The 19,751-nt window shown below is 68.7% G+C and carries 16 protein-coding genes; 10 read left to right on the top strand and 6 right to left on the bottom strand.

Annotation, left to right across the window (positions count from 1 at the left end; all coding sequences use genetic code 11):
* The first annotated feature begins 169 nt into the window (after positions 1-169).
* Positions 170-1,366 (top strand): calcium-binding EGF-like domain-containing protein, encoded by a 1,197-nt coding sequence (locus WMF19_RS25375; RefSeq protein ID WP_437901491.1) that lies wholly within the window; start codon positions 170-172, stop codon positions 1,364-1,366.
* A gap of 248 nt (positions 1,367-1,614) precedes the next feature.
* Here WMF19_RS25375 and WMF19_RS25380 read toward each other — a convergent pair whose 3' ends face one another.
* The gene (locus WMF19_RS25380; protein ID WP_437901492.1) at positions 1,615-2,880 is read right to left on the bottom strand and encodes a helix-turn-helix domain-containing protein; all 1,266 of its coding nucleotides are present in this window, start codon (positions 2,878-2,880) and stop codon (positions 1,615-1,617) included.
* 437 nt (positions 2,881-3,317) lie between these two features.
* Between WMF19_RS25380 and WMF19_RS25385 the strand changes: the two genes are divergently transcribed.
* Together WMF19_RS25385 and WMF19_RS25390 are read left to right on the top strand one after the other, a co-directional pair.
* Entirely contained in the window at positions 3,318-3,530 is a 213-nt protein-coding gene (locus tag WMF19_RS25385) for a hypothetical protein (protein WP_437901493.1), read from the top strand.
* An 887-nt stretch (positions 3,531-4,417) separates the two neighbouring features.
* Positions 4,418-4,621 carry a hypothetical protein gene (locus tag WMF19_RS25390; protein WP_437901494.1) on the top strand — a complete coding sequence of 68 codons (204 nt, stop codon included), beginning with the start codon at positions 4,418-4,420 and terminating at the stop codon, positions 4,619-4,621.
* Between the two features lie 272 nt (positions 4,622-4,893).
* Here the strand turns inward: WMF19_RS25390 and WMF19_RS25395 are convergent, their stop codons facing one another.
* The 4 genes from WMF19_RS25395 to WMF19_RS25410 form a co-directional block, all read right to left on the bottom strand.
* Positions 4,894-5,208, bottom strand: coding sequence for a hypothetical protein (locus WMF19_RS25395; RefSeq protein ID WP_129576976.1), 315 nt, complete (start codon positions 5,206-5,208; stop codon positions 4,894-4,896).
* Between the two features lie 390 nt (positions 5,209-5,598).
* On the bottom strand, positions 5,599-6,894 hold the full coding sequence (locus tag WMF19_RS25400; protein ID WP_437901495.1) for a Kelch repeat-containing protein: 1,296 nt from the start codon (positions 6,892-6,894) through the stop codon (positions 5,599-5,601).
* Positions 6,895-7,192: 298 nt separating this feature from the next.
* The gene (locus tag WMF19_RS25405; protein WP_437901496.1) at positions 7,193-9,604 is read right to left on the bottom strand and encodes a GH116 family glycosyl hydrolase; all 2,412 of its coding nucleotides are present in this window, start codon (positions 9,602-9,604) and stop codon (positions 7,193-7,195) included.
* 259 nt (positions 9,605-9,863) lie between these two features.
* Positions 9,864-10,847: a hypothetical protein gene (locus WMF19_RS25410; protein ID WP_437901497.1), complete on the bottom strand. Its 984-nt coding sequence runs from the start codon at positions 10,845-10,847 to the stop codon at positions 9,864-9,866.
* Between the two features lie 518 nt (positions 10,848-11,365).
* On the opposite strand from WMF19_RS25410, the gene WMF19_RS25415 reads away from it, so the two are divergent.
* From WMF19_RS25415 to WMF19_RS25435, 5 genes are all read left to right on the top strand, one after another.
* The gene (locus WMF19_RS25415; protein WP_437901498.1) at positions 11,366-12,466 is read left to right on the top strand and encodes an ABC transporter permease; all 1,101 of its coding nucleotides are present in this window, start codon (positions 11,366-11,368) and stop codon (positions 12,464-12,466) included.
* Positions 12,466-13,395 (top strand): ABC transporter permease, encoded by a 930-nt coding sequence (locus WMF19_RS25420; RefSeq protein ID WP_437901673.1) that lies wholly within the window; start codon positions 12,466-12,468, stop codon positions 13,393-13,395. The genes WMF19_RS25415 and WMF19_RS25420 overlap by 1 nt, the downstream gene beginning before the upstream one ends.
* A gap of 136 nt (positions 13,396-13,531) precedes the next feature.
* Complete coding sequence (gene biuH, locus WMF19_RS25425) at positions 13,532-14,227, top strand: biuret amidohydrolase (protein ID WP_437901499.1); 696 nt, start codon at positions 13,532-13,534, stop codon at positions 14,225-14,227.
* Between the two features lie 2 nt (positions 14,228-14,229).
* Positions 14,230-15,819 carry an ABC transporter ATP-binding protein gene (locus WMF19_RS25430; protein ID WP_437901674.1) on the top strand — a complete coding sequence of 530 codons (1,590 nt, stop codon included), beginning with the start codon at positions 14,230-14,232 and terminating at the stop codon, positions 15,817-15,819.
* Positions 15,816-16,490 (top strand): cysteine hydrolase family protein, encoded by a 675-nt coding sequence (locus WMF19_RS25435; protein ID WP_272093342.1) that lies wholly within the window; start codon positions 15,816-15,818, stop codon positions 16,488-16,490. Before WMF19_RS25430 ends, WMF19_RS25435 begins: the two co-directional genes overlap by 4 nt.
* A gap of 233 nt (positions 16,491-16,723) precedes the next feature.
* Here the strand turns inward: WMF19_RS25435 and WMF19_RS25440 are convergent, their stop codons facing one another.
* Positions 16,724-17,884, bottom strand: a complete 1,161-nt coding sequence (locus WMF19_RS25440) for a BMP family ABC transporter substrate-binding protein (protein ID WP_437901675.1) — start codon at positions 17,882-17,884, stop codon at positions 16,724-16,726.
* Positions 17,885-18,092: 208 nt separating this feature from the next.
* On the opposite strand from WMF19_RS25440, the gene WMF19_RS25445 reads away from it, so the two are divergent.
* Positions 18,093-18,404 (top strand): cupin domain-containing protein, encoded by a 312-nt coding sequence (locus tag WMF19_RS25445; RefSeq protein ID WP_437901500.1) that lies wholly within the window; start codon positions 18,093-18,095, stop codon positions 18,402-18,404.
* Positions 18,405-18,663: 259 nt separating this feature from the next.
* Positions 18,664-19,554 carry a hypothetical protein gene (locus WMF19_RS25450; protein WP_437331065.1) on the top strand — a complete coding sequence of 297 codons (891 nt, stop codon included), beginning with the start codon at positions 18,664-18,666 and terminating at the stop codon, positions 19,552-19,554.
* The last annotated feature ends 197 nt before the right edge of the window (positions 19,555-19,751 follow it).

The following is a 19,751-nucleotide window of genomic DNA, read 5'->3' on the forward strand; positions in this document are numbered from 1 at the left end:
CTCCGGCGCGGAAACCCATTACGATACCACAACCTGCTTCTCCCTGACAACCCCCACAAAGATGGGGGTGCCGGCCGGCCTCCTCCGTGATCCATGCTGTGCCGTCAGTCACTTCCCGATGCGGCCCGGCCCTCCGGCTGGTGCCCTGCCCGGGAACCGGAGAGCACCCGTGACCCACAAAGGTACGCTTCTGCAGATCGCCTTCCTCCTCCCCGCTCTCGCCATGAGCAGCCTCGCGCTCGTCGCGGGCGGCTGCTTGCAGCCGGTGGGGACGGACGAGCACCTCGGCGCGGACGAGGCCGCGCTGACCGCCGAGCAGTGCAGCTACTTCGACGTCGACGGCAAAGACACCATCTGCCACTACACCGGCTCGGACAAGCACCCCTACACCATCCTCAAGACCAGCGAGGAGGGCTGCATCAACGCGCACGCCGACCACGCGCACGACTACGTCGCCGTCGGCGACCCGACTTGCCAGGGCGGCGGCTGCCTCCCCATGAACGCGCCGTGCGACGCCACCCTCCCGTGCTGCGACGGCCTGCTGTGCCAGAACGGCACCTGCACGGACCCCTGCGCCTCGGCCCCGTGCCAGAACGGCGGCGCCTGCGCGGCGAGCGAGAGCGGGTACACCTGCACGTGCGCGCCCGGCTTCTCGGGGACGAACTGCGAGACCAACAGCGACGAATGCGCGTCCGCCCCCTGCGTCCATGGCACGTGCAACGATCAGGTCAACGGGTACACCTGCGACTGCGAGCCCGGCTGGACGGCGCCCGACTGCAACACCGAAATCGACGAATGCGCGTCCGACCCCTGCGTCCATGGCACGTGCAACGATCAGGTCAACGGGTACACCTGCGACTGCGAGCCCGGCTGGGTGGGCAGACTCTGCGACACCGACATCGACGAATGCGAGTCTTCCCCCTGCATCAATGGCGACTGCATCAATCACGTCAACGGGTACTACACCTGCGACTGCCTTCCCGGCTGGGCGGGCACCGACTGCGACATCGAGATCGACGAATGCGCGTCCGCCCCCTGCGTCCATGGCACATGCAACGATCAGGTCAACGGGTACACCTGCGACTGCGAAACCGGCTGGACGGGGGCGAACTGCGACGTCCCCGCGTGCACGCCGAAGACTGTCTGCGATCCGGCGACGGACGCTTACCGGGTGTCGGACGGCTGCGGCGGCACGCTGCTCTGCCCCTACACGCAAATTGAGTGCGGCGCCCCCTATCCCTACGGATGGATCATCCTGACGCTGCCTCCGGCGGTCGGCTGCCAAGACCCCCAGGCGACCTGCGACGAACTGGCCCCCGTCCCGCCCGGCGTCTGGACCTACGCAGCTTCGTGCAGGCTCTACTGATTCCCGCCGGCCGCGCCGCAGGCGCCCGCCTCCACCCGCCCGAGAACCGGAGCAGGCCTAGCAGCTCCGCGACCGACCCGGCCTCGAGCTTCCGCATCCCGCTGGGTGGATGATGCGTCTCGCGGCGCGGGACCGCCGGGCGTGCGCGCGGCGCATCCCGATCCGCGCCCGGCAACGCCGCCGTATCCACCCTCGGCGGCCGGGCGGATGCGATGAGCCATCCGCCCGCTCGAGCTGCCGCGCCGTCCTCACCCGCCGCGCAGCCGTCCCACGAGCCTCCCCAGCTCCGCGGCGGAGCCCACCCCGAGCTTCCTGAATGCCCGCCCCCGGTGCTCGATCACCGTCCACTCGCTGATGCGCAGATCCGCGGCGATCTGCTTGTTGAGCATGCCCCGCGCGACACGATCGCAGACCTCGCGCTCGCGCGGCGTCAGCGTGGCGAGCCGGGCGGCCTCTTCGTACTCCGTGGGGAGCGGCGCGGAGGGCGCGACGAAGCCGCGCGCGGGGCCCCCGAGCCCGTCCGCGAGCGCTTGATGCGGGCTCTCGCCGAAGCGCTTCCGATACGCGGCGTCGAACCGGCGGGCGTCGCCGAGGCCGAGCGCGGCGGCCACCCCCGCGACCGTCGTCCCCGGCGCGCCCTCGACGAGGCGTCGCCGCGCCAGCGCGAGCCGGCGCTCCCGCAGGAACGCGAGCGGCGTCATGCCGTGGCGCGCGGCGAACAGGGCGCGGAGGGAGCGCGCGGGCGCGCCCGACGCGGCGACGATGTCGGCGAGCCCGATGGGCTCGTGCGCGTGGGCAGCGATGTATTCCTCGGCCCGGCGCACGCACGCGGGCGCGGCGCGCGCCGGCGGGGGCTCGAGGAGGCTCGAGGCGCTGTGCGGCACGCCCGTCAGGAGGGCGGTGAAGAGCGCGTCCCGCAGCGACGCGACCAGGAGGGGCGAGGCGTCCGGGCGCGCCGCTTCGCGCCGGAACGCCTGGGCTATCGCGAGCAGCGTGGGGCCCGCCCCGCGCTCGAAGTCCACGGGCGCGTCGAACTGGACAGGGGGCTTCACCGCGCTGCCCAGGAGCGCCGCGAGGTGCGCCTCGAGCGCGCTGCGCTCGATCGTGATGATCCGGCCCTCGTGCCCCGCGCGCGCCATGAACACGAAGGGGCGTCCCGGCGAGATCAGCGCCCCGCACCTGCCGGGCTCCACGGCCAAGCTCGCGCCCCGGTGCTCGCCGCTGCCCACTCCCCGCGCGACGCTCCACAGGCCGTAACGGTCGCCGAACGTCGGCCCGGCCGCGCGCCCGCCACCGCTCCAGGAGCTCGCCACGACGTTGACCGCGCCGCACGGGACGACGTCGAGCGCGCAGCCGAACGCGTGGTGACGCGGAGGGTCGATGGTCGCGTCGCCGTAGAGCCGGCCGAAGGCCAGCCGGGCCTCGTCGACGTCGCTCGTGCGGATCAGGGATCTGACCCGCGGGGCGGGCGGATCGTGCGGGCACGGCGGCGAGGGCTGGAAGGTGCGTGTCATGGAACCCCGAGCATACGAACAATGGCGGCCCATACGCCACGGCCGCGCACGGAGCGCTCCATGCGCGGGGGCTACCGCCGACTGTCGATCGAGGCTTGCTCCCCCGGCATGCTTGGCGGTTGCTGCGCGTCCGCATCAGGGGGAACTCAGCCGCCAGCCACAGAACGAACTGCGGATTGCAGCCAGTGCGGTCGTCGTACCAACGGCTTCCCCCGGCGGCGGGCATTCAGGAAGCTCGGGGTGGGTGGCTCTCGGCTCACCGTCGTGTGCAAGGCGACCTTCCCGCTCATCCCAGGCGTCGCTAGTACTACAGCCGCGCTTGCGGCCCATCTGCGGCTGTAGACGGGCGGACGGGCACGGATTTCTCGACGATTTTGATGTCTACATCCACACCTCGGACCAAGTACGGCTGTAGTACTAGACAGTAGGTTGATGCCATGGCCGATGGAAAGTTCGCAGCCGAGGTGGCGTGCATGCAGTGCCTGCTCGACGATCGCACCGTCGTCCGCGCGCACCGGATCTACGAGGGCGACGAGACCGATCGCTACCGGTGCGAGAAGGGCTACGTGTTCGGCCTCGACTGGCGCTCGCCGGCGACCGAGCCGCAATGGCCACCGCCGGCCGATCTGCTCGACGGGCTGAAGGCCTGAGCCTGCGAGAATCCCTCATTTTCGTGGGATTTTCTGGCGGTGCGTGCCGTTGAGGGAGGCATACCCTCTCATCGGTGTTAACCAAGCTCGTTCGGTCGCGCTTAGGGCACCAAACCCGACCCCCTCCACCCATGGGCGTTAACCGGTCGCTGGCTGAGCCGAACCAGAGAAAGTTGCGGTCGACCACCCAGAGCTGGTTCGGCTGGAGGTCGAACATCCTGATGGTCTCGCCGACGTGAGCATCGGTCACGTGCAGCTGCACAATGGTCAAGTCGACGAGCCGCAGGGCGTAGTGCACGCGAGCCGTGGTCCCCGTCGCCCCTGGACGCGTGATCGTCGTCCCATCGGCGATGACGACTTCGTAGCCGGCCCAGCGCCAGAACTCGAATTCCGCCTGCTCCTTGGCAAGCTCGGCGAGCAGGGTCGCCAAGTAGGGGCCGAGCTTGTGCTCCCACTTCTGCAGCGCCACCGACGACAGATCCGCCACACCAGCGCTGCCGGCCTCGGCCGTCGTGCTGCTCAGCGATTTGTTCAGGCCGACCCGATGCATCAGCGGCCGCAGGACCTGTTCGATCTCGGTGACTTTGGCGTTGAGCTGCGGCGGTTGAGATCGGATGAGCCCCATCGTTTCCGCCCGCTGCTTCCAGTCGGACGGCAGCTGCGCCTTGAAAAATTCCCAGTCGAGCTCGGCTCCCCTACTTCCCCCACAGGTAAACCTGGGGTCGGACAGCGCCGATCGGGAGCCGGTGTCGGCGTCGGAGAGCCCGCTGAGCGCCTGCTGGTGGTATTGGTCGCGCTGCTCTTTGGCCACCGCTATTCCCCAGCGCCGGCCGTTCCACTGGGTAATCTTGATTCGGTCCGAGCCCCGTGGCAGCGTGGGATCGCCGGTGCTCGAGCTCTTCTTCGGCACCAGCAGGTGGATGGCCGTCCTCTCGCTGCCGGGCGCCTTCGCCTTGCTGGAGTCGATGTACATCTCTTGGACCAGATCCGAAAACGAGCTCTTGCCGTCGAGGTTCGTGCCGTACTGCGGCATGGTCCCGTCGGGGGCGGTGCCGAAGAAGACGACTTTGCCGTCGTGGGTGACTGGCTGAGATACTGGATTTTCTGGTCGCTGAGAGTGATGCGCGCCTCGCCGAAACGTTTTTTTGGGGAAGACCTCCGCCCTCCCGCCGCCGGAGGGTGGAGGTCGCGACAGATGCAGGCTGGGAGCGGCGAATCCACCCCGGGTGGGGAGAGCGCCGTCCGCACATCACGTCGGGAGTCGCGGCCGTGGAGGGGTGTGAGGGCGTGGCGTGGTCTTCAACGGAGGGAGGAGGATCGTCGCCATCGGCGACCCGAGGAGAGCCGCCGGGCAGGATGCGCCCTACGACTGAACGACGTAGGCGACGAACGAGAAGTTCGCGTCTTCCAGCGCACCGCTAGCCTTGTCGACCGAGCAGACATACACCGCTGGTGGGCTGTGCTCGTGGTTGTACGTCGAGAACTGGTTGTCGGCGGACTGTCTGCCGGCATCGTCGACCGGCGTGACGACGACGATCGGAGCCTGCGACGACGTGGCATTGAAGGTGATCTTGTACCTCCCCGTCGAAACCCTCGTGGAAGACCAGCCCCCGGAGCCGGGGTTCAGCATCCCGCCGTCAGACTGCCTCACCGAACCAAACACTACGGACGTTGCCATTTCTCTTCTCCTATCTTGCTGTCAGCGACACGCGCGCCCGTGGAGGCCAGGACCAGCAAGGCCCTGTGACCTCCTACGCGCTTCGAGGATGTCGCTGCTCCACGACTGGTAACGCCGAACTCGTCCGATGTCGCCTTAATCATTCCTAAGAACATCGTGCGGGTGGGCATCGCGCCGCAGCCCCTCGGGATGCTCGAGACGAGCTATCGAGAGGACGACGAGGCCCTGGACGGCCTCGTCGTCCTCGCAGCAACCGGGCTGGAGCAAGAGGTGCTGGTCATGAGGTGTCCGGAAGAGACACGTGAACGACCGCGCTTCACGCCGTTCATGGAACGGTGGCTCGAGGAGCTCTTCGAGGCTCCTCCTGGCCGTGGCCGACCTCCTGTTCGTTCAGTCGTCGCCGGCGATGGGGATCGTCAATCGCCACATGTCGTTGAGCAGCACCGGCGCGAACTCCGCGGTCGCTCCCCCGAAGATGTAGAGCTCGTAGGCTGTGGCGGTCCTGCGAGAGAAGGAGAACTGGCCGAACCTCGGCGCCGGCGCCGGCCCCGCCATCGCGGTGTCCACGCGCGTCCAGCCCCGGGTGTCGAGATCGAAGTACCAGACATCGGACAGGGTGGTACCGTCGAACTGGCTGCCCCCGAAGAGCCAGATTCGATTGCCGCGCTCGTCGGCGAGCAGCTTCGCGTTGTCGCGGTGGCCCGGCCCGCTGTCCTCGTCGAAGGCGATCTGCTCCCAGGTCTCCGTGTCGACGTCGAGCCTCCAGAGATCGCCGAGGTAGTTCTCCGGCGTGAACAGGCCGGTCCCGTTCACAGCGTCGTTCGTGTATCCGCCGTAGACCAAGAGGGCGTTCCAGCCCTCGGAGTACACGAGCGGATGATGGGCTCGAGCGCGCGGGACAGGCGAGCCGGTCGCGACCTGCTTCCAGCCGTTCTTGTAGCGAACCAGGTCGTGCTGGAGGCCGTCCGGGCGGTTGATGAAGGCCGACAACGTCGACGACGAGCCCGAGAAGGCGTACGCGACGGTCTTGTGTTTCCCCTTCCCTCGCACGGCGACCGCCTCCGCGGAGCGATTCGCGAGCCCGACTTCGGCCGGTTTCTGCGCGATCTGCGTCCACCCGTGCCCCCGATCGAACCGGAACGTGTCCTGGTGCGTGAGATCGAGCCCGCGCCGGAAAGGACCTCTCCCGCCGGAGACGATCAGGGCATCGTCCTCGGCGACGCTCCACATCATCGCCTCGGCCCGGGCGGAGGGCCCGCCCGCGTACTGGCCGAGATCGTGCCAGGTCCGGGTGTCGACGTCGAAGACGCTGAAATCGGCCACGGGCTCGTCGTTCGGGTAGGTCCCGTTCAACCCGCCGAAGATGTAGAAGCGGCCGTCCTGATACACGCTCGAGCCGTCCCAGAGGGCGTCGGGTATGGCTCCGTTCTGCGCGATCGCGGTCCAGTAGGGTAAGCTCGGCTGGGCGGCGCTCGGGCGGTCCCCGCAGGTCGCGGAGTGAACTCGGCCCCCCTCTCGATGTCTGGGTAGGCGCTGCGCGTCGGTCAGCGCGGCCTCGTCCTCGCCGAAGGGCTCTTGGATCTCCGCCGGCGCTTGCGAGCAGCCGCCCGCGAGGAGCGCGAAGCTGATCGGGACGACGATGCGGAGGAGGGAGGCGATCGGGACGAGCGAACCTTTACGGGTCATGGGTGTTCTCCGGCTCCAGTTCGGGCGCCCTCAGCAGGGTCGGGCCGCGCCTGGATGTGCGTGTGGATGTGCGTGATATGGCTGCGACGGGTACGCTACGACGGGGCCCACGCCGGCGACAGGTGCCCGTTCGTCGTATTGCGGAGCGAGAGCGAGGTACGGTAAAGTGCGCCGTTTTGCGCGCGTGCCGTCAGGCCCCCTCGAGGAGGGCCGGCCCCGTTCACGGCGTCGTTCGTGGTTCCGGCCCCATGAGGAAGAGGGCGCTCCAGCCCTCGGAGCGTCGGCAGCGGGAACTGGCCTACGGCGCGATATCGTACGCGTGCTTCGCCGCCCACAGCGTGGTGGCGCGCATGTAGTAGGGCGCGCGGATGCTGCCGTTGCCCTCCCATGCCTCCGGCGTGCGGAACCACAGGCCGTCGGTCTTCCAGATCGTGTCGACCAGGCTCGCGCCGATCTCGCCGGCCTGCGCGGCGAGCCCCTCCTGGATCATGCCGGACACAACGCCCCAGGACGTGCCCACCCAGCACTCCCGCGTCTGGTTGCTCGTCCCGTCGACCGAGCCATTGGCGGTCATGACATTGACGACGCCGCGGGTCCCGCCGTCGAACCGCTTGAAGTTGTTCTCGTAGATCTTCGTGAACGCCGACACCGCGTGGCTCGGGTCGACGATCGGCGGCAGCCCGAGGGCGCGCGCGTACCACTGGCCTGCGAGCTGGTCCGACATGATCCGGCTCGTGTCCCGGCTCCCCGTGTCGATCTTGTAATACGCCCCCGTCCAGAGCTTCGACTCGAAGCCGCCCTTGGCCTGATCGAACCACGTCTGGTAGGTGCCCGCGAGCGAGGTGTCACCGACCGCGGTCGCCAGCTCCTTCGCGGCCTCGCTGGCGGCGAGGAAGAGGCCCCCGCAGTAGGCGGTGTTGCCGTGCAGATCCATGTCGTCGTACGTCTGATCGATGCCGTTGCTCTCCGGCAGCCCGTCCCCGTCGCCGTCCTGGCCCTTCACCTTCTGCATCGCCATCTTCACGGCGGGCCAGCAGTAATCGAGGAACTCCTTGTCGGTCTTCCCGGTGAGCGCCCAGTCGCGATAGACCATCAGGACCAGCTTGGAGTTGAGATCCTTCCAGTTGGTCGAGTCGCGGTACGTGTACGCGTTCCACTTGCGGAAGACGGTGTCGGTGTCTCCGAAGTCGTGCGCGGTCGTCCCGATCGCGCGCGGCCTGTCGGAGCGCGTGGTCGTCACGCTGTCGCAGAACTGCCGCACCTCCTGCTTGTCGATGTCAGGCCAGAGCGAGAACAGGGCCCATGAGCCGTAAAAGCGCACGTCCGACGTCCCGTAGAACGGATAGATGTACGACTCGAGGCTGGTGAACATGTCCTCGTCCGGGTCGTCCGGCTGGCCGGACGCAGCGCCGGCCTCCCAGTACGTGCCCGCGACGGCATAGTAATAGAGCTCGTTGAACAGAGCGCCCTTGAGCCACTCTGGGTACTTCGGGTCGTCGAGCACGCTCGCCTGCCAGTCCTGGATCGCCCAGAGCCACGGCTCGTGCTCGGCGAGCGCCTCGGCCGCGATCGTCCACGAGGCGTTCCCCGTCCTCCCGAAGTGGCGCGTGTACGCGCGGTACCACCTGTCCCCCGAGCCCGCCTGCGTGACCGGGATATCCCACGCGAGCACGATCGGCACAATGACGCTCTTCCCCGGCTCCACGGTGGCCTTGAACGCGATCGCCCCGAGCGAGTGCCCTCCCGTCGTGTTGGCGAGCGCGCCGTCGTTGGCGAGCTCGCTCTGCAGGGCGGCGACGCTGTCGGCGGACTGGTACGAGACGACAACGCCCGGCGCGTTCCGGCTGGCGAGCGTGAACTCCCCCTGCCCCTCGGCGTTCGGCGCCCCGCCGCCGCGCGTGAGGACAAGGCCGACGTCATCGCCGGAGGTCTGCACCATGGCGCCGTTGCCGCCGTGATCGTTCTTCCAGGTCAGCATCACGGCGACGTCGCAAGGCGCTCCGGTCGGATTCGTGATCTCCCACCGATAGACGCCGACCGGATAGCTGGTCTTCTTGTAGTCGCCCGGGATGATGGGGCTGTATTGTTCGACCTTCGCTTTGCAGGGGAATGCCGCGCCGTGGTAATCGACCCACGAGCGCGGAAAGAGCGAGGAGTACGTCGCCTGCCCCTGGCCCAGGCCGTCCTTGTCGAGGCGCTTCGTCTGCGCGTTTCCCCCTTCGGCCTTCTGGTACATGAAGAAGCCCGCGTTGTTGTCGACGCTCTGGTCGCTGCTCCCGATGTCGAGGCGACCCTTGTAGAACCTGCCGTCGAACCGCCACGTGATCGTGCCGGCACCGAAGCCGCCGATGGGCGCGCCGTCCTCGTAGACGCCGTCCGTGATACCCCTGCTCCACGCCTGAGCCGGGATGGAGATCGGCTCGCCTGGCACGTGCGCCGGCGGGCCGCCGCCTTCGCTGCCGCCGGAGCCGACGGCGGGGGGAGCGCCGCCGGTGCCCGCCGCTGACGACGAGCTGCTCGCAGGGCCCTGGCTTGTTCCAGCTCCGGCTCCTGTTCCTGTTCCGGCTCCGGCGCCGCCAGGCCCCGAGCCGCCATCCGACGAGGACGAGCTCGAGCTACCTCCACCGCACGACGCGGCTGTCGCGGCGACGAGGACGACACCGGCAGCGACGACACCCAGAGAGCGTAGTGGGATAAGGGGCAATGTCATGACGGCGAGCATATGCGGTTCTCGACCACACGTCACCGTACCAATGGCAATGCATTCACTTCGTTGCCGCTGGAAGATTCCGTCGTTTCCGGGGAAACCCCTCTTCGCGCGTCACCGCTCATCCAGGCAATGTTAACGCGACGCGAAATGTCCCAGGCATCGTCCACGATGCGCACGACTCGAGCGCGCGAGCGAGGCCAATGCGTTCCTCATGTTCATCACCAGGCTTGCTCCGCAGCTCACGGCCGAGGAGCGGCGCTCAGGGCCAGGTGGCTTTGACCGCATTGATCCAGTAGTCAGCGAGGCGGAAGGCCGGATCTTGCTCGATGTGCACGAAGCGTCCGCTATAGCTCGCGGCGGAGCGACCACAGACCTGGCTCGACGAGACGAGGTTGAGGAGCCTGCCTTGAACGTTGGTCGTCGCGTTCAGAGAACAATCGCTGCTGCCGGGAACACCGACCCGCCAGGTGGGCTTGTCGGCCAGCAAGTTGCGCCTGAGCTCCAGTATCTTGTCCCCCGAGACGGGGGCGACATCCATGCCGTGCGAGGCGAACACGTCCTCCGCGCAGGTGTCTCTCGCCATGCCATGCCACTGAATCGCCCACCAGGGCTTGGATCCGTAAAAGGCCGCGAGCTCCAGATAGGTCGCGTGAAACGCGTTCGTCACGTTGTGGGCCACGTCCGAGATCATGGTCGAGCTCTGGCAAACGCTCTCGGTGAAGCTCGCATCGCGGTGAGCGCCGGCCATCAGGAAACTGCGGGATCTCGTCGCCTTGAAGATGCTGACGGCCTGGATCTCCGTCTCCAGGTCCGCTGTCGCGTGCGGCGCCGAATGAGCGAGCTCTCGCTCCGCAGCCGAGTCCACGATGAACGTGCCCAGCCCGAGATCGACGACTCCGTCGCTGTCCCGATCGCCGACCTCCATGAGCACACAGTATCTTCGTCCATTGTCGACGTCGCGGAGGAGCCGGATCCGCGCTGACGACGATAGGCTGGACGGAAGCACGAACTTGCAGCTGCCGCCCATCATGGTGCGAACGACGCTCCGCCACGCGCTCAGCTGCGTCGAGCTCGGGGTGACGAAGATACCTGAGTCCCTGCCGGGCATCTGATCGCGAATGCACATCACGAGCGCCTCCAGGGTCGCGCTCGACGAGCAGGTCAGGTCCGCCGACACCGCCGGGCGAGACGCCATGAGGACGCCAGCGCCGAGCAGGAACAAAATCGATCGTTCGAACCGCATGACAGCATTACCTCCAAATCAGGGGTTTGCGGGTGGGATCGATCGGCGGTCCTCTGCGCGGCGCGCTGTGCACGTGGGCACACGAACGAGGCTCGCCGGGACCGCACGACGCGGACCTCGGCGTTCCCGGATCTTTCAGGCCCGCGAGCGCTCGCCGCTTTCTTCGCCGTCTACGCGATGATCGCCGAGCAAACTCACCGGCAGGCGACGGCGAGTGCAAGGCGGAGACCGCCGCGCTGTGCGAACCGTTCGCGGTCGCCGCGGCCACCACATCGCAGCGCGGCCACCACGTCGCAGCCACCCCATCGCAGCGCGACCGCCACATTGCAGCGCGGTCACCACATCACAGCATCACTCGACCAGGTGAGCCACCGGGGTGTCGCACGTCATGACAAGGGCGCGCCGCTCGCCGGCCAGGCGGGTTGTCCGGGCGCGAGGCGCCCCTCCTGTCCGTCCTGTCACGACCAGCAAGCTCCCCGAAAACGTGTGGAAATAATGGAGGCCTTATCCTCGGCAGCGTGAAAGTCATCTCGCACGGGCCGCTCGGGCGTGAGACGACCGAAGCGATCGCCATCCCCCTCGGGGCCCTCGCGGCCTCGCTCCTCGCGTTCGGCGCGTTCGTGGCCGCCCAGGGGGCCAATCCCTTGAGCGTCTATCACGACATGTACCGCGGCGCCTTCGGCACGTGGTTCTCGTTCCAGAACACCCTCCTTCGGGCCGCGCCGCTCATGCTGACCGCGCTCTGCACGGCGCTGCCGGCGCGCCTCGGCCTGATCGTCATCGGCGGCGAGGGCGCGCTCGTCATGGGCGGGCTCTCGGCCGCGTCGGCGGCGCTGGCCTCCCGGGCGTGGGGCGCGCCGCCCGCCGCCGTGCTCGCCGCGATGCTCGTGTCCGGGCTCGCCGCCGGGGCGCTCTGGATCGGCCTCGCCGGCGCGCTGCGCGTCTACCGCGGCGTGAGCGAGACGATCAGCAGCCTGCTCCTCAACTACATCGGGATCGCGATCCTGAACCACCTCGTCGAGGGCGCGCTGCGTGACCCGGCAAGCCTCAACAAGCCCTCGACCGCCTCCATCGGCGCCGAGAACGCGCTGGGGAGCCTGCCCGGCCTCGAGGTCCACTGGGGCCTCGCCTACGGGGTGCTCGCCTGCGCGCTCTGTTATGTGCTGATGCACCGGACGACGTTCGGCTTCGGCGCGGCGATGAGCGGCGGCAACGTCCGCGCGGCGCTCCTCGCCGGACTGCCGGTCAAGCGCCTCGTCGTGCTCACCTGCACGCTCGCCGGAGCGTGCGCTGGGCTCGCCGGCATGGTGGAGGTCGCGGCGGTCCACGGCCGGGCCAACGCGTCGCTGATCAGCGGTTATGGCTACACCGGCATCCTCGTCGCGTTCATCGCGCGCCACAACCCGCTCGCGATCATGCCGGTATCCCTCCTGCTCGGCGGCATCGGCGCGAGCGGCGGCCTGCTGCAGCGGACGGCGCGGCTCCCCGACGCGACGGTGAGCGTGCTCCAGGGGATCCTGTTCATCGCGATCCTCGCGAGCGAGACGCTTTACGGCCGTTCCCTCGCTGTCCGCGAGCCCAAGGTCCCTCAGGCGGCTCCGGCGCCTTCGGTGGCATGATGAGCGACGCAGCTGCGCTCGGTCTCTGGGGCATCCCCCTCGCGGTCGCCGCCGGGGCCATCCGCATCAGCACGCCATTCCTCTTCGTGAGCCTCGGCGAGTGCCTCACCGAGAAGAGCGGCCGCGTGAACCTCGGCCTGGAGGGCACGCTCGTCATGGGCGCGATGGGAGGTTATGGCGTCTCTTACCTCACGGGCTCTGCCTGGCTCGGCGTGCTCGCCGCCGGCGCCATCGGCGCCGCGCTCGGCGCGCTGCACGCGTGGCTTTGCTCGAAGCCGCGCGTCAACGACATCGCCGTCGGCATCGCGCTCATGCTCTTCGGCGTCGGCCTCGCCTTCTTCGTCGGCAAACCGCTCATCCAGCCGACGGCGCCCCGCCTGCCCGCGATATCGCTCGGCTTCTTCAGCGATCTCCCTCAGGTCCGCTCCGCGCTCCAGGTGAACGCGCTCTTCCTCATCGGGGCCGCGCTCGCCCCGCTCCTGCTCTGGGCGCTGAACCGCACCCGCTTCGGGCTCGTGCTCCGCACCGTGGGCGAGAGCGCCGACAGCGCCCGCGCGATGGGGGTCGACGTGAACCTGGTCCGGCGGCGCGCGACCATGGCGGGCGGCTTCCTCGCCGGCGTCGGCGGCTCGTTCCTCTCGCTCTTCTACCCCGGCAGCTGGAACGAGGGACTCTCGAGCGGACAGGGGCTCATGGCCGTCGCCCTCGTCATCTTCGCGCGCTGGAACCCGGTGCGCTGCCTCTTCGCTTCGCTGCTCTTCGGCGGCGCGAGCGCCCTCGGGCCGGCGCTTCAGTCCGTGGGGATCACCTGGGGATACCACCTCTTCAACGCCGCGCCGTACATCGTGACGCTGGCCATCATGGTCGCCGCGAGCTCCGCGACCCAGACCCTGCGCGATCAGCCCGCCGAGCTCACGCTCGCGCGTTGATCGCGCGAGGCTGCGCGCGCTGAACGAACCGTGTGAACCGGACGAACCGTACGAGACGAACGAAAGGAGCGAGCCCCGCGAGACGAGCGAAACGCACGAGACGAGCGAAACGCTGAATGACAGGAGGACTCGACCGATGCCCTACGTGGCCGCTGATCCCTATGCCTGGCCTTACAACGGCGCGCTCCGCCCCGAGACGACGGCCCTGATCGTCATCGACATGCAGACCGACTTCTGCGGGAAGGGCGGGTACATCGACCTGCTCGGCTACGACATCTCCCTGACGCGGGCGTGCATCGCGCCGATCCAGCGCACGCTCGCGGAGCTGCGCCGCCGCGGCTATCACGTCCTGCACACGCGCGAAGGGCACCGGCCGGACCTCTCCGATCTGCCGGCGAACAAGCGGTGGCGCTCCCGCCGGACCGACAGCGGTCGCGGAACGGGCGTGGGCATCGGCGATCCCGGGCCGTGCGGGCGGGTGCTCGTCCGCGGAGAGCCCGGGTGGGAGATCATCCCGGAGCTCGCGCCCCTGCCCGGCGAGCCGATCATCGACAAACCGGGCAAGGGCTCGTTCTGCGCGACGGATCTCGATCTCATCCTCCGCCAGCGCCGCATCGAGAACCTGATCCTCACGGGGATCACGACGGACGTCTGCGTGCACACCACCATGCGCGAGGCGAACGACCGCGGGTACGAGTGCCTGCTGCTCTCCGACTGCTGCGCGGCCACGGATCCCGGCAACCACGCCGCCGCGCTGAAGATGATCAAGATGCAGAACGGCGTGTTCGGCGCGGTCTCGACCTCCGCCGCGCTGCTGGAGGCGCTCTCGTGACCATGGACCCACGCGTCTTCTCGAGCTCCGCGGCGAGGCCGCCCCGCGCCCCCGCCCGGGAATCCAGCCCCGCCACGCCGCCGCCGGCGCTCTCCGCCGCGGGGATCACGAAGCGGTTCGGGCCGCTGCTCGCGCTCGACGACGTCTCGCTGCGCCTGGCGCCCGGCAGCTTCCACGCGCTCCTCGGCGAGAACGGGGCCGGCAAGAGCACGCTGGTCAAGTGCATCATGGGCTATCACCAGGCCGACGCCGGCGAGGTGAGGGTCGGCGACGCGGCCCTGTCCATCAGGAGCCCGCGCGACGCGCAGGCGCTGGGGATCGGCATGGTCTACCAGCACTTCACCCTCGTCATGAACATGACGGTCGCCGAGAACCTCGTGCTCGCGCGGGCCTCGCTCCCCCTCGTGATCGACTGGCGCAAGGAGCGCGAGGCGATCCGCGCGTTCATGGCGCGCATGCCCTTCCGGCTCGATCCGGAGCGGACCGTCCGCGCGCTCGCCGCGGGCGAGAAGCAGAAGCTCGAGATCCTGAAGCAGCTCTACCTCGGCAGCAGGATCGTCATCCTCGACGAGCCCACCTCGGTGCTCACGCCCGGGGAGGCCGACGAGGTGCTCGGGATGCTCCGGTGCATGGCCGACGAGCAGCGGATCAGCGTGCTCATGATCTCGCACAAGTTCCGCGAGGTGACGGCGTTCGCCGACGAGGTCACGGTGCTGCGGCGCGGCCGGATGGCCGGCCGAGGGAAGGTCAAGGACCTCACGCCGGCGGCCATGGCCGAGATGATGGTCGGCGCGCAGCCGGCGCAGATCTCCGCGGCGCGCGGCGACGCGCCGGCCGGGGAGCCGATCCTGCGCGTCGAGGGGCTCGCCGCGAGCGACGATCGCGGGCGGCCGGCGCTCGACGGCGTGACGCTCACGGTCCACCGCGGCGAGATCGTCGGGATCGCCGGCGTCTCCGGCAACGGGCAGGAGGAGCTCGTCGAGGTCCTCGCCGGGCAGCGGCCCGCGCGGGCAGGCAAAGTGCTTGTCCATGGCGAGCCGTACGGCGCCGGGCGCGCGCAGATCCGGGAGCACCGGGTGCGGTGCCTGCCCGAGGAGCCGCTGCGCAACGCCTGCGTCCCCGCGATGTCCGTCGCGGAGAACATCGGGTTCCGCGTCTTCGACAGGCCGCCCTTCACGCGGCTCCGCTGGGGCGTGAGCCGCGCGGCGCTGAGGCGCTCGGCCGAGCGCCTCGCCGCGGAGTATTCGATCAAGGCCCCCTCGGTCGACGCCCCGATAGGCAAGCTCTCCGGCGGCAACGTGCAGCGCGCGGTCCTGGCGCGCGAGCTCGGCATGGACGAGGACATCGAGCTCCTCGTCGCCGCAAACCCCTGCTTCGGGCTCGATTTCGCGGCCGTGGCCGAGATCCGCTCCCGCATCCTGAAGGCGCGCAACCGCGGGACCGCCGTCCTCCTCGTGAGCGCGGATCTCGACGAGATCTTCGCCATGGCCGACCGTGTCCTCGTGATGAGCGAAGGCCGCATCGTCCACGAGTCGCCGATCGCTTCGGCCGACGTCGCGGAGATCGGCCGCGCGATGGCGGGGCACCCATGACGGCGCGGCCCCTCGAGATCGCGGCGAAGCCGTACCCCTTCCGCGTCGCCGATCGGGACGCGGTGGCGCTGCTCGTCATCGACATGCAGCGCGACTTCCTCGAGCCCGGCGGCTTCGGCGCGGCGCTCGGCAACGACGTCAAGCGGCTCCAGCGCATCGTGCCGACGGTCCGGCGCGTCCTCGACGCGTTCCGCGACCACGGCCTACCCATCATCCACACGAAGGAGGGTCACAGGCTGGATCTCTCGGATTGCCCGCCAGCGAAGCGGAGCCGGGGTGCTCCTGGCATGCGGATCGGCGATGTCGGGCCGATGGGGCGCATCCTGGTCCTGGGCGAGCCGGGCAACGACTTCGTGCCCGAGCTCGCGCCGGCGCCCGGGGAGCTCGTCGTACCGAAGCCCGGGAAGGGCGCGTTCTACCGGACGGGGCTCGACGCCAGGCTGGCGGCGCTCGGCGTCTCCCACCTGATCATCGCGGGCGTGACGACCGAGGTCTGCGTCCAGACCACGATGCGCGAGGCGAACGATCGCGGCTACGAGTGCCTGTTGATCGAGGACGCCACCGAGAGCTATTTCCCCGAGTTCAAGGCGGCGACCCTGGAGATGGTCCGCGCCCAGGGCGCGATCATCGGCTGGACCGCCCCCGCCGCCGCCGTCCTCGAAGCGCTCTGATCGCGGCCCGTTCCAGAGCGGTGGTCACCCGAACAGGAGACGGCTGTTCGATGCCCGTTCCAGAGCGGTGGTCACCCGCACAGGAGACGGCTGTTCGATGCCCGTTCCAGAGCGGTGGTCACCCGCACAGGAGACGGGCCCATCTCGGCGTTTTCGGCGCGGAAGCGCACTCCAGTGCGCTGAGCACCGAAAACGTCGAGATGGGCCCGTATCCGAAGCGGGTGACCACCACTCTAGTGGGTGGAGCCTAGGGCGCCTGCGACGAGGTAGTCCATGCTCTCCAGCGCGATGTCGGTCTGCTGCTGCGCGACCGAATCGGCGATCACCACCTTGCCTTCGTTGTTCATGATGGGTCCCTTGAAGATGGTGAGCGTGCCGTCTGTGAGCTTCGCCTTCGCCTCCTCGGCCTTCTTCTTCGCCTCGTCGGAGACGGCGGGGCCGTAGGGTGAGATCTTGATGTACCCCTCCTTGAAACCGCCGCGCAGGAGGTGCGGATACGGCTTCCCCTCACGGATGAACGTCAGGTAGTCGGTGTAGACCTTGGACCAGTTCCACTCGGCGCCGGTCAGGTACCCCCTTGGGGCGAGCGTCGCCTGGTTGGTGTGGTAGCCGGTGCTGAACGCGCCGCGCCGCTCCGCGAGCTCAATGATCACCTTGGGTGAGTCGACGTGCGCGGTCAGGACGTCGACGCCCTGATCGATGAGGCTGTTGGCGGCCTCCGCCTCCTTGACGGGCATCGACCAGTCACCGGTGAAGATCACGGCCGTCGTCGCGCTCGGGTTCACGCTCCGAGCGCCCAGCGTGAAGGCGTTGATGTTGCGGAGCACCTGCGGGATCGGCTTCGCCGCGATGAACCCGAGCTTGCCGCTCTTCGTGGTCATCCCCGCGACGACGCCGGACACGTACTCGGCTTCGTCGATGTAACCGAAATAACTGCCGACATTGCTCGGGTGCTTCGACGCGTCGTAGAGGCCGCCGCAATGGAGGAAGATCTTGTCCGGAAACCTCTCCGCCACCTTGAGGATGTGGGGATCGAAGTAGCCAAACGATGTCGGGAAGATCACCGTCGCGCCATCGAGGTTGATCATGCTCTCGAGCGTCTTCTGCACGGCGACCGTCTCGGGGACGTTTTCCTCCTCACGGGTCTTCACGCCGGCCAGCTTGGCGAGCGCGGCGGCCCCCTCGGCGTGCGCCTGGTTGTAGCCGTAGTCGTCCCTGGGGCCGACGTAGATGAAGCCCACCGTGAGCGGCTGATCGCTCGACCCCTCCTTGCTGCAGCCGGCCGCCGGCAGTAGCGAGAGCGAGAGGAGCAGTGGACGGAGGATGGCGAGGAAGCGCTGCCCCCGTGCCACGACGGCCGCGGGCAACAGAGGAGTTCTCGGTGTGCTCTTCACTCCATGGATGTGTACGCGACTCCTCATTTCTGGAACTTTTCCCACGCGTGAATTTTGCGCGCTTCGCGTGATTACCGTTGAGTGGGCGCCGCGCGCTGTGGCATGGTTGCATCAACACGGGAGATTCGCGATGACAGCTACATTTTCAGCAGCGACGCGGGATTTTGTGCCTGTGCAGTTGCCATTCATCATTGCGAATGTCGCAACGATGGCCGCTCATCCGGAGTCAGTCCCCTGGCGGCGCTTCCGGGAGGGCGTCGATATTCATCGCCTTTATGGTAGCAGCGACGCCGGCGCCTCGGCCGCGCTCCTGCGCTATGCGCCGGGCGCGTCCGTGCCGCAGCACGTCCATCGCGGCCACGAGCACATCCTCGTGCTCGCGGGCTCGCAGTCGGACGAGCGCGGACACCACCGCGCCGGCACGCTCGTGATGAACGCCCCGGGCAGCCGGCATAGCGTCTCGAGCGCGGAGGGCTGCATCGTCCTCGCGATCTGGGAGCAGCCCGTCGTCTTCATCTGATTCATCTGATTCATCTGATTCATCTGATGTAAGCGCACCGCCCGCGTCTGGACATCTCCTCTCCACCCCCCTCGCGCCCTGCGGGGCTTCGGCGCTTCCAGACACGAAGGCCAGCGAGGCCACGCCGGCGCGACCTGGGTGCGGGGTACGACATCTCCGCAGGCACGTCCTCACCGGACCGCGGGCGCGCCCCCCGGCGCTCGCTTTCTCGGGGCACAGAGGTTCAGGACCGCTCCGCTTTGCCGTAGGCTGGAGGCGCATGGATTCACGCGGGAAATCGCTCCCTCCGGGGCCGCTCGTCACGGACGAGGACATCCGGGAAGAGCTCCGGCGGCTGTTCGACGCCGGCCCCGACTCGGGGCTCGTCATCCGAGTCTACGGCGAGCCGGGCGAGGGGGCGGCCGCGGCGGACGCGTTTCGCGAGATGTTCGCGTCGCTGCGCATGTACGAGGGGAAGCCGCTGGACCAGCCGCTGGAGATCCTCGTCGACGCGCCGAGCAAGGCGCACATCACACGCGCGCTGTCCGTGCTCGGCCACAAGCAGCACCAGAAGCGGATCCTCGATCACATCCTCACCACCTTCGGGCGCCGGCTGATCGACCCGCTCGCCGAGATCCTCGACACGACCCCGACCGGCTCGGTGACGGCGCGGCTGACCATGCTGCGGGACATCTTCCTCGCGCACGTCGCGGATCTGCGGATGACGCCGGAGTCGCAGCAGATCCTCTCGAGCGACCTGCGCAAGCTCCTGAGCGACGAGTACCTGGCGATGGTGGCGGAGAACGAGGAGCGCGTGCAGCGCCCGCGCGTGGCGATGCTCGCCCAGCAGATCCTGCGGCTCGTCGGCTCCACGTTCCATGACGCGCTCAAGCGCTGGCCGGCGCACGCCGAGCAGATCGCCTCGTCGATCGCGCGGCGGAGCCCGAAGAAGGTCCGGCTGAGCGAGGTGCCGAAGCTCATCCGCGGCCAGATCACCGACGGCATCGAAGAGTTCCTGTGGATCGAGACGAGCGCGGACATCGAGGGCGCGCTGCGCCCGATGCTCGCGGAGCACCAGGACGTGATGCCGGTGACGCAGGCGACGCTCGACCGATCGACGTACCGCGAGTTCGCGGACGCCTGCTGGGCGATCATCGCCGAGCACTGCTGACGGCAGGGCGAGCGCTGCCGGATCGCCGACCTCGCCGCGCAGCAGGCTGACATCCATCACGTCCTGGTCGCTACGCTCACCGCTTCACCGAGTGTCCCGTTCGACGCGTCAGAGGGGAAGACCGCCCTCCGGAGCGCGCCCCCGCGCTCCGCGTCGGGAATGATTTCCGCCACCCGCTGTTGTAAGGGGCCGCTGGC

Source organism: Sorangium sp. So ce124 (assembly GCF_051525235.1).
GTDB lineage: Bacteria > Myxococcota_A > Polyangia > Polyangiales > Polyangiaceae > Sorangium > Sorangium atrum.

Bases quoted from the DNA above. Each gene is read 5' to 3' on its own strand.
- WMF19_RS25380 (WP_437901492.1), bottom strand. From the start codon at position 2,880: ATGACACGCACCTTCCAGCCCTCGCCGCCGTGCCCGCACGATCCGCCC.
- WMF19_RS25385 (WP_437901493.1), top strand. From the start codon at position 3,318: ATGGCCGATGGAAAGTTCGCAGCCGAGGTGGCGTGCATGCAGTGCCTG.
- WMF19_RS25395 (WP_129576976.1), bottom strand. From the start codon at position 5,208: ATGGCAACGTCCGTAGTGTTTGGTTCGGTGAGGCAGTCTGACGGCGGG.
- WMF19_RS25400 (WP_437901495.1), bottom strand. From the start codon at position 6,894: ATGACCCGTAAAGGTTCGCTCGTCCCGATCGCCTCCCTCCTCCGCATC.
- WMF19_RS25405 (WP_437901496.1), bottom strand. From the start codon at position 9,604: ATGACATTGCCCCTTATCCCACTACGCTCTCTGGGTGTCGTCGCTGCC.
- WMF19_RS25410 (WP_437901497.1), bottom strand. From the start codon at position 10,847: ATGCGGTTCGAACGATCGATTTTGTTCCTGCTCGGCGCTGGCGTCCTC.
- WMF19_RS25420 (WP_437901673.1), top strand. From the start codon at position 12,466: ATGAGCGACGCAGCTGCGCTCGGTCTCTGGGGCATCCCCCTCGCGGTC.
- biuH (WP_437901499.1), top strand. From the start codon at position 13,532: ATGCCCTACGTGGCCGCTGATCCCTATGCCTGGCCTTACAACGGCGCG.
- WMF19_RS25430 (WP_437901674.1), top strand. From the start codon at position 14,230: ATGGACCCACGCGTCTTCTCGAGCTCCGCGGCGAGGCCGCCCCGCGCC.
- WMF19_RS25435 (WP_272093342.1), top strand. From the start codon at position 15,816: ATGACGGCGCGGCCCCTCGAGATCGCGGCGAAGCCGTACCCCTTCCGC.
- WMF19_RS25445 (WP_437901500.1), top strand. From the start codon at position 18,093: ATGGCCGCTCATCCGGAGTCAGTCCCCTGGCGGCGCTTCCGGGAGGGC.
- WMF19_RS25450 (WP_437331065.1), top strand. From the start codon at position 18,664: ATGGATTCACGCGGGAAATCGCTCCCTCCGGGGCCGCTCGTCACGGAC.